The sequence below is a fragment of the Pseudovibrio sp. W74 genome (assembly GCF_001623085.1).
Classification (GTDB): Bacteria; Pseudomonadota; Alphaproteobacteria; order Rhizobiales; family Stappiaceae; genus Pseudovibrio.
This window is the reverse complement of the sequence record NZ_LMCJ01000021.1, coordinates 453,982-460,357: the sequence shown is the minus strand read 5'-3', so window position 1 is coordinate 460,357 and position 6,376 is coordinate 453,982. Positions and strand designations below refer to the sequence as shown.

Here is a 6,376-nt window from a genome sequence, read left to right as displayed (position 1 = left end):
ATTGGATTCAATCAAACGAGAAGAATTCGCTCCGCCAAAGATGTTAGAGCACGATGCGTGAATGCTAATGAACGCGACGTGCTCTAGCTGGCAGCCATGACGATGCCTACCCCACCGAGGGCAACAAGCACGCACCCTGCCAGCTCAATCGGCGTAATCTTCTCGCGGAAGAACATCCATGATGCAGCCAGCGTAAACACCAGCTCAATCTGAGCCAGTGCACGCACATACGCCACTTGCTGCAATGTCATTGCTGTAAACCAACCGATGGACCCGGCAATACCCGCAAGCCCAACCAGACCGGACAAACGCCAGTTCCGGATTGCTGCGCGTAACTCTGCAGGACAGGTCACGGTCATCCAGCTGCCCATGACAACGGTTTGAAACGCTGTCACACACACCAGCGTAAACGCCGCCTGCAGCAAGAAGGAGTCAGCCTCAACGGAAAGCGAAGCTGTGCGGTAGAACGCGGCGGATGCCCCAAAGAAGGCTGCCGATGCCAGACCAATCAACGCTGGTTTCCCAACCAGAGTGGACAGCACCATAGCCCCTGTTGGACGTTGCTTCCCAAAGCTGATGAACAACACCCCGATGATCCCCAGCGCAATCGCGCCCATGCCAAGCGGTGTCAGTTGCTCTCCCAGCAGGATAAAGCCAAAGAGTGCCGCCTGAACCGGCTCAGTTTTGGAATAGGCCGTACCGACAGCAAAATTGCGGTAAGAGAACAGGTGTACGAGCAGGAAGGTGGCAATTATCTGCGCCAAACCGCCAAACGCAGCAGCCCAGTAGAATGTTGTTCCCACATCGGGAACGGATTCTCCTGTTAGCTTGAGGATCACAGCAAGGTAAAACACCGCAATAGGGAAGCCAAAGCCGAAACGAATAAACGTGGCTCCTGTGGTTCCAATTTTGCCTTTTAGGTGCTTTTGCAGTGCCGAACGCAAATTCTGGCTAAACGCCGCTGCAATGGTGATTGGAATCCAGAGTTCCATTTTGATTTATCCTCAATCCAACACATCCAGCATACGGACAAAGCCCTATATGCTCCATAGGTTTCTTGAGGCTGAACAGTCTGCGAACTCACCAACTCTTGAGAAATATAGAACAGTTATTCGAGTGATAATAGCGGCGTGATACCTGCCTAATTAAATAAAGATAGTTTTTTCTTTCTAAATATGCTCCATTGAACTGCAAGGGGGAAACGGGATGAAACTGTCTGTTTTGGTGTTCGCAAATTTTATTGCATCAATTGCCATGGGGATCGCGCTGACCATCGTCCCCTGGGAACTGTCAAAGTCTCTTGGCGGTGAGAAAGTCCTCGCCTTTACAGCAACCTATGCCACTGCTTTGCTGATCTTTCTCGCACCAGTCTCCGGCAGAGTGGTGGACAGGTTCTCACGTCGCTCAACCCTGATGATTTGCATCGCGATAATGGCAGGTGTCTTACAGATTGCATCCGTCGCCTATGGCAACTCATTTCTTAAAATCGCCAGTTTAAGCACGTTCTACTTCGCCTCACAGGTCTTCTTTCTGTTTTTTTACAACGCCCTGACAGCGTTCATTCAGGAAGTGTTTGCGGAAGGTGAGCGCGGAAAAGTTAATGGTTGGATGCAGGTGGAAATGCAGGCCTCCACCTTTGTGGTGGGTCTGTTGATGATCTACTCCGTGAACAGCGACGACTTCCAGTTCCTGTTGCAGCTGAACAGCGGCCTGATGCTGCTTTCCGCCCTACTGTTTTGCTTCATTCCATACACACAGCAAGCAAGACCGGCCCGTGCACGCGTTTCGCGGACCGTCTTCCGCAGTATCTTCAAACGGAAGGATTTGGTGCTGCTGGGAGTCTGCGGCAACATTACATTCGTGGCTGTTATGATGCTCAACCTAGTGCATCCCATCTATCTGAGCGGCGTACTCAAACTGGATGTGTCCGCCCTTGCAAAACTCTCTATTTCCTATGGCTTAGGAGCAGCCCTCTCCGGCTTTCTCATCAGCCGGTTCGTTTCAACAGGGTCCGCCATAAGGATCATGCGCATTTGCCTAACGGTCTTCAGTCTTACGCTGCTCACAATCAGCCTGTTCCCAACTCTTCCAACCATTGTGATCGGTGCAGGAATCCTTGGCGCAATGGGATCAGCTGAGCGTGTTGCCTTCAACACCTACATTATGAGCAAGGTTGAAAAGGATATCTTTGGCAGCTACCTCTCTGTCATCAGCTCCCTGACCTACGTCCAGCGAACCCTCTTCGGTTTCCTGCTCTCCCTGCTCATCGTGGGGTTCCCAGCCTCAAACTACTATTGGTTCGTCTTCGCCATCAGTTGCTTCGGGCTTCTCTTGCTGCAAATACATGCTGTACTTGCTTCTACGCAAAAGCTGGAGCTCAGCGAAACTATTGAAGTCAATTGAGGTCGTTTCTGTGGGACCTCAATCAACCCCTCCAACCAAAACTATTCGCCTCTAGGGAAGCGCTGGCTTTCTTCTAAAATATTCAGATCCATGTGGTTGCGCATGTAGCGTTCGGAGGCTTTTTGCAGGGGCTGGTAATCCCAAGGGTAATGTCCGCCCTGACGAAGCGCTTCATAAACGACCCATCGACGCGCCTGACTGGCACGAACGTCTGCATCAAAACGGTCCAGGTCCCAACGTGCAGCAGCTTTTGTGCGAAACTCGTCTGCGACACTTTGATGTTCAGGGTCTTGAGCCAGATTATGAAGCTCATGTGGGTCTGCTTCCAGATCAAACAACTGATCTTCATCCAACAGGCATTTGTTGAACTTCCAACGGCCCTCGCGCAGTGACACCATAGGTGCATAAGACGCTTCCGCCGCATATTCCATCGCAACAGGTGAGGTGCGGGTCTCGCCCTGCCCCAGTCCAACCAGCGTTTCTCCGGTGGTCCACGGCATCACCTCTGCCATGCTGATGCCCGCCAAGTCACACAGCGTCGGGCAAACATCAATGTTGCTTACGGGTGTCGTCACCAAACCGGGTTCCATCTGTGGAGCAGAAACCATCAAGGGCACGCGTGCGGAGCCTTCAAAGAACGACATTTTGAACCACAAACCGCGCTCACCCAGCATATCGCCATGGTCTGAGACAAACAGGATGATCGCCTCTTGCCGCGTGCTCTCCAGCGCAGTCATCACCTCACCGATTTTATCGTCGATATACGAGATATTCGCAAAATAAGCGCGGCGGGACCGGCGGATGTCTTCCTCTTTGATATCAAAGGAACGCCAGTCATTGGCATCAAAGATACGCTTTGAATGCGCATCGTGCTCCTCGTAAGGCATTGCAGGAACCTCTGGCAGAAGATGCTCACAATCCTCATAGAGATCCCAATATTTCTTCCGCGCCACATAAGGGTCATGCGGATGAGTGAATGACACCGTCAGGCACCATGGCCGCTCATCATTGCCCCGCGCCAGATCGTAGACCTTACGCGTGGCGTTGTAGGCGACCTCATCATCATATTCCAGCTGATTGGTGATCTCGGCGGTGCCAGATCCGGTCACAGACCCCATGTTGTGATACCACCAGTCAATCCGCTCACCTGGCTTGCGGTAGTCCGGCGTCCAACCAAAGTCAGGCGGATAAACATCTGTGGTCAACCGCTCTTCAAATCCATGAAGCTGATCGGGGCCAACAAAGTGCATCTTGCCCGACAAACAGGTCTGATACCCTGCCCGGCGCAGGTGATGCGCATACGTCGGCAAGGAGGATGCAAACTCTGCCGCATTATCATAAACACCAGTCGCACTTGGCAACTGACCTGACATAAACGAGGCCCGTCCCGGCGCACACAGCGGAGACGCCGTATAGGCATTCTTAAAACGGGTCGAACGCTCCGCCAGCTTCTTAAGGTTCGGCGCATGCAGCCAATCAGCCGGACCATCAGGAAACAGAGTGCCGTTCAACTGATCGACCATAAATATCAGAATGTTTGGTTTGCTCATTGGGTACCGGCTGAAATTTGGTGAGAAGGAGTGACCTGCACGCTCAATCACCTGCACTCAGGCATCATCGCCAAGCGCAAGAACTGAAACGCGAGTCAGTAATACCCCCTATGCATACAACGTCAGTCAGGCGATGAATACGGGAAACGTTGGTAAGCTGCAGCGACAACAGGGGTTTTCCAAGGCACTCAACTTTCCTGTCTTTTTCTCTGCCAAGGTCCATGGTATTGCCATAGTCCTCTGACTATTCAGCGTATTCCATGTTTGAGAGTTGACCGACAACTGCATGCCGTTTCGTGTTGTGACATTGCTGAGATCTGCCCTGCTCACGTGCATCACTCTGATGCTCGTGTTTTCTGTCATGGGCCGGCCAACGCCTTCGCATGATCTGGGTGCTCTCGCGCAAACCACCTATCAGCAGCATGTGGTTGCGGACACGCATGATCAGGAAGCAGGCCACAGCCACGACGTGTTTGAAGATGACCTGCAAATCTCCGGACATCTGCACGGACATAATTCTGCTGATCATTCTCATGAAGCACCAGCTGAAGCACATTTCACGCGTCCTGTGATTTCTGCTGAGGTTGGCGAGCACGTGGCGCAGCCCGTCAAAAGCTTGCGATATGACCTCGCTTCAAGGCTGGAGCGCCCTCCCCGACCATTCCTTCTGTAGCACCAATCCTATAAACTACAGATGGATTTTCCATGACATTTCCTCTTCAGCGCGCAGGCGCTGAGCGGTGGACGCCCGCGCGTTTGCTGCTGCTTTCCTGCTTCCTGCTGCTGGCACTCACGTTGCCTGCGGCAGCCCATGGCATCGCGACCGGTGACAAGGGCTATATTCAAGAGATCTCCGGGATCAACATCATCCCCTTCATGTATTTGGGGGCCAAACACATGGTCACGGGGTATGATCACATCCTGTTCCTGCTTGGGATCGTGTTCTTCCTCTACAAGACCAAAGACATCGGCGTTTATGTGAGCCTGTTCGCGATCGGCCACTCCACCACGATGCTGCTTGGGGTCTACTTCAACATTGGCATCAACGCCTACATCATTGACGCCATCATTGGCTTCTCAGTGGTCTATAAAGCGCTTGATAATATGGGCGCCTTCCGGGTCTGGTTTAAGTATCAGCCTAACACCCGCCTCACCACACTGGTCTTCGGGTTCTTTCATGGCTTTGGCCTGTCCACCAAGATCCTCGAATACGAGATCTCACCGGATGGGCTGGTGCCAAACCTTCTCGCCTTCAACGTGGGTGTCGAACTTGGCCAACTGTTGGCCTTGAGCGGCATTCTCATTGTTATGGGCTACTGGCGGCGCACGCAGACCTTCTGGCGCTACGCCTATTCTATGAACACCACCATGATGACAGCAGGCTTTGCGCTGGTAGGATACCAGCTCACGGGCCTCATCCTATCTTTCTAATGTGAGGCCCCATGCACAATACAACTCCACCAAAGCGCTCTGAGCTGCCGTCTTCCGCACAACTGAAACGCTCTACTATCATTGCGGCTCTGTCTGCTCTGGTCCTCCTCATCGTGGTTATCCTGCCCTCTGAATATGGAGTAGATGCCACCGGCATGGGCCGCGTTCTGGGCCTGACAGAGATGGGTGAGATTAAAACCCAGCTGGCAGAGGAAAGTGCAACCGATGCAGCTGCAACTGCGGCTTCTGCACCGACAGCCTTCACTCAGCCAGCGGCAACCACTTCACCGGAACTGACCAACCGCGTTGACGAGATTGAACGCAAGCTGGCTGAGGTGATGCTGAAACAGCAGTTACGCGAGCGTGTGACTGCCACGTCCCGCCGAGTTGACACAAAGGCTGTTGCACCAGCGAAAACTGTTGCTGCAGTACCCGCCGCTCAACCAATTGCCCCGACACCTGCCATCAAAAGCGATCAGACCACCATTCAACTTGATCCCGGTCAGGGTGTTGAGGTGAAGCTGGTGATGAAGGCCGGCAAGAGTGCAGCGTTTCGCTGGACGGCAAACGGAGGCACATTGAACTTTGACACACATGGAGACGGGGGTGGTCGCTCCATCTCCTATGTGAAAGGGCGCGGCGTGCCGCAGGATGAAGGACAGATCACGGCAGCATTTGATGGCAACCATGGTTGGTTCTGGCGTAACAGAACTAACAGCCCTGTTACTTTATCACTGCAAACACGCGGAGAATACGAGTCGTTTAAACGAGTAAAGTAAGCGACTCATCAAGTTGACCTAATCGTCAATTCGGGTGGTTTTTCTGTAGTGTCCCGGCAAAATGCCTGCAAAACCGAAAAATCACCCGGGTTTTCCCCTTAAGCGCACAATATTCGGCGACAATCTGTCATGGGGTTCAATACCTATTACTCGAGGTAATACTGATATATGTCTCGCCAAAGCGCTTTGGTACAAATAATATTGCAACTAACC

At 52.6% G+C, this 6,376-nt stretch carries 6 protein-coding genes; 4 read left to right on the top strand and 2 right to left on the bottom strand.

From position 1 onward, the window contains the following. Positions 1–83 precede the first annotated feature (83 nt). Positions 84–992, bottom strand: coding sequence for a DMT family transporter (locus PsW74_RS16650; RefSeq protein ID WP_057462075.1), 909 nt, complete (start codon positions 990–992; stop codon positions 84–86). A 214-nt stretch (positions 993–1,206) separates the two neighbouring features. On the opposite strand from PsW74_RS16650, the gene PsW74_RS16645 reads away from it, so the two are divergent. Further along, complete coding sequence (locus PsW74_RS16645) at positions 1,207–2,403, top strand: MFS transporter (RefSeq protein WP_063287894.1); 1,197 nt, start codon at positions 1,207–1,209, stop codon at positions 2,401–2,403. Positions 2,404–2,444: 41 nt separating this feature from the next. Here the strand turns inward: PsW74_RS16645 and betC are convergent, their stop codons facing one another. Further along, the gene (gene betC, locus PsW74_RS16640; RefSeq protein WP_063287893.1) at positions 2,445–3,953 is read right to left on the bottom strand and encodes a choline-sulfatase; all 1,509 of its coding nucleotides are present in this window, start codon (positions 3,951–3,953) and stop codon (positions 2,445–2,447) included. Between the two features lie 286 nt (positions 3,954–4,239). Here betC and PsW74_RS16635 point away from each other — a divergent pair, with 286 nt between their 5' ends. Genes PsW74_RS16635 through PsW74_RS16625 form a run of 3 tightly spaced genes read left to right on the top strand, consistent with a single transcriptional unit; the run spans position 4,240 to position 6,163 of the window. Next, the gene (locus PsW74_RS16635) at positions 4,240–4,626 is read left to right on the top strand and encodes a hypothetical protein (protein ID WP_208988016.1); all 387 of its coding nucleotides are present in this window, start codon (positions 4,240–4,242) and stop codon (positions 4,624–4,626) included. Between the two features lie 32 nt (positions 4,627–4,658). Continuing rightward, positions 4,659–5,384 (top strand): HupE/UreJ family protein, encoded by a 726-nt coding sequence (locus tag PsW74_RS16630; protein WP_063287892.1) that lies wholly within the window; start codon positions 4,659–4,661, stop codon positions 5,382–5,384. A gap of 11 nt (positions 5,385–5,395) precedes the next feature. Next, the gene (locus tag PsW74_RS16625) at positions 5,396–6,163 is read left to right on the top strand and encodes a hypothetical protein (RefSeq protein ID WP_063287891.1); all 768 of its coding nucleotides are present in this window, start codon (positions 5,396–5,398) and stop codon (positions 6,161–6,163) included. Positions 6,164–6,376 lie beyond the last annotated feature (213 nt).

Coding starts and splice junctions, on each gene's coding strand:
- betC (WP_063287893.1), bottom strand. CDS start 3,953: ATGAGCAAACCAAACATTCTGATATTTATGGTCGATCAGTTGAACGGC.
- PsW74_RS16625 (WP_063287891.1), top strand. CDS start 5,396: ATGCACAATACAACTCCACCAAAGCGCTCTGAGCTGCCGTCTTCCGCA.
- PsW74_RS16650 (WP_057462075.1), bottom strand. CDS start 992: ATGGAACTCTGGATTCCAATCACCATTGCAGCGGCGTTTAGCCAGAAT.
- PsW74_RS16630 (WP_063287892.1), top strand. CDS start 4,659: ATGACATTTCCTCTTCAGCGCGCAGGCGCTGAGCGGTGGACGCCCGCG.
- PsW74_RS16645 (WP_063287894.1), top strand. CDS start 1,207: ATGAAACTGTCTGTTTTGGTGTTCGCAAATTTTATTGCATCAATTGCC.
- PsW74_RS16635 (WP_208988016.1), top strand. CDS start 4,240: ATGCCGTTTCGTGTTGTGACATTGCTGAGATCTGCCCTGCTCACGTGC.